The sequence below is a fragment of the Pseudomonas turukhanskensis genome, assembly GCF_027922365.1.
GTDB classification, from domain to species: domain Bacteria; phylum Pseudomonadota; class Gammaproteobacteria; order Pseudomonadales; family Pseudomonadaceae; genus Aquipseudomonas; species Aquipseudomonas turukhanskensis.
In genome coordinates this window covers 1-2408 of record NZ_BSFN01000046.1, presented here as the reverse complement: position 1 = coordinate 2408, position 2408 = coordinate 1, and the positions used below count along the sequence as shown (strand labels likewise).

Sequence of the window (2408 nt, the reverse complement as noted above, 5' to 3'; positions counted from 1 at the left end):
GGCCGAGAAAAAACCGCTGCAAGTGGCCCGCCCCGATGTACGGGCGCTCTTTGAAGAGCGTCTGGCCTCTGGCCCGGTGGACACCAGCCAGGGCTCGTCACTGAGCGTGATTGCCGGGGGTGATATCGACCTGACCGGCGCCATCATCCAGGCCGACAACGTGCTGCTGCAAACCCGTGGCAACCTGAACATGGCCGACCTGCACGAGGTGCACTCTGACTTTGATGCGGTGGGTGCTACGGGTTTTTTCTCGCAAATCGACATCACCGAAATGGCCTCATCGGCCAACTCGGTCGGCAATAGCCTAAATGCCAAAAACCTGGCGGTGCAGGCCCAAGGCGACTGGAACATTACCGGTGGTGAAATCAACGCCCAGACCAGTGCCGTGCAAGTGGGCGGTGACATGACCGTGGCAGCTGGCAAAGACATGGCCTACCACGAGAAAACCGTCAAGACCACGCAACTGGTTCTCGGGGGTGGCATAGGCGCCGGTGGTTATGAAGCCAATGGCCTTGTAGGCTCGGCGCCGGAGATTGATACCAAGCTGGCCGCGCCCTTTAGCAAAGAAGAAGACAGCAGTTCGGTGCGCGGCAACGCTGGCCGCGGGGCCGGCGCGCAAGACCTGGCCACCGCTGGCACGGGGACGCGCAGAGGGGCGAACCAGGGCCGTGGCAGCACCAGTGGTGCCAACATCAAGGTGGGGATTGAGGCGATAACCACCACCGACACCAGCGAATCGACCACCTACCGAAACGCGCAGTTGAATCTGGGTAGCGGCAGCGTGGATGTAGCCGGCACCTTTGATTTTGGCGGTGCCGATATAAATGCCGGTTATCAATTAAGCCCCGAAGAGCGGGCGAAGTTGACCCCGCAGGAACGGGTCGCCGCAACCGAAGCCATGCCGACGCTGGATATCAGTGCGGGCGAGATCAAGACCAGCAAATACGAAAGCACCGAAAAAACCACCCACAGCCGCGAAGAGCTGTTTATTGGCTACACCGCCGAGGCGCACTCCTCGCTGGTGGATGTGGCGACCCAGGCTGCCGAAACCGCGCATAAAGCCAAGGGCACCGATGCGGTGAATGACCCGAATGCGCCGGCTGGCTCCTCCAAAACGATGGCGATGGCCAATGGCGAAATGGAGATAGACCCGCTGCTGACCGCCATCAAGGCCGCGGGCTTGGCCACCCAGGTCGCCTTTAGTGAAGTGGCCGGCGCCACGGCCACCTTTGGCCTTCAGCACACAAAAGAAAACCGAGAAAGCCAAAGCCGCGCGGAAAACATCAACCAAATTGGCGGCAACATCAGCCTGACCTCCACCAAAGGCGATATCGCCCTTAACGGTGTAAACCTGCAAGGCGGCAAGGTGGCGATCAAATCTGCCGGCAACCTGACCCAGCAGGCTGCGAAAAGCAGCACCAGCAGTAGCGAGTCGGTGAGCAACCACTCCGTTGGCGTGACCGCCAGCGCCGGTTTGTCCCCCACGGGCGCAGGCATGGGCCTGTCGTTCGGTGCCAGCGGCAGCTACGACGAAACCACCAGCAAAAGCACCAGTTACACCAATGGGTTGATCAGCGGCACCGAAGTGAGCATTGAAACCGCGGGCGATCACAACCTGATCGGCTCGAACATCAAAGGCAACCAGGTCAGTGCCAAGATTGGTGGCAACCAAACCATCACCAGCGTGCAAGACACCAGCGAGATGGACCACACGCGTGGCAGCTGGAGCGCGAGTGTCGGGGTGGCGATCACCACCAATGGGCTGGTGCAAGGCACGGGCAGTGGCAGCGCCTCGGGCGGCAAGGATTTCGACAACAGCAAACTCACCGCCGAACAGGCCGGCATCAGTGCCGACAGCCTGAACCTGAATGTGGCGGGCAACCTCAACCTCACAGGCGCCCATATCACCTCCAAGCCAGGCCAGGGCAGCGTCGATGTCGGCGGCAAGATCACCGCGCAGACGCTGCAAGACAGGCGTGAAAAAGACGGTGGTTATGGCGGTGGCGGCGGTGGTGTCAGCCAAAACGGCTTGCCGACCGCAACGGTGGAATTTGGCCGCGTAGACCAAGTGAATTACAAAGCCGACAACCTGGCGACCATCGATGTGGGCGACCCCGGCAAGGTCAACGCCGCTGGCGGTATTAGCGGCCAGTTGAACACCGATGCGAGCAAGCAACTGAACGTCACGCAGAACAAGCGAGTGGCGGGCACGGAAGTGAAGATCGAGATTTCCATCAGCGATGCGCAGGACATCAAAGCCGGGGTGAAAAAACTCTTCAAGCCCAAAGCCGGTGGCGGCAAATACATCGTTGATGCGCCGAGCAGCCGCGGCGGACAAACCAAACAAAGCGACACCAGCAGCACTACCCCCAGCAACACAGCGCCAGACGTAAACATAGCGAAAGGCA

At 60.5% G+C, this 2408-nt stretch carries 1 protein-coding gene; it reads left to right on the top strand.

From position 1 onward, the window contains the following. The coding region (locus tag PKE98_RS26855) for a hemagglutinin repeat-containing protein (RefSeq protein ID WP_271198549.1) at positions 1–2408 on the top strand (2408 nt) is incomplete at both ends.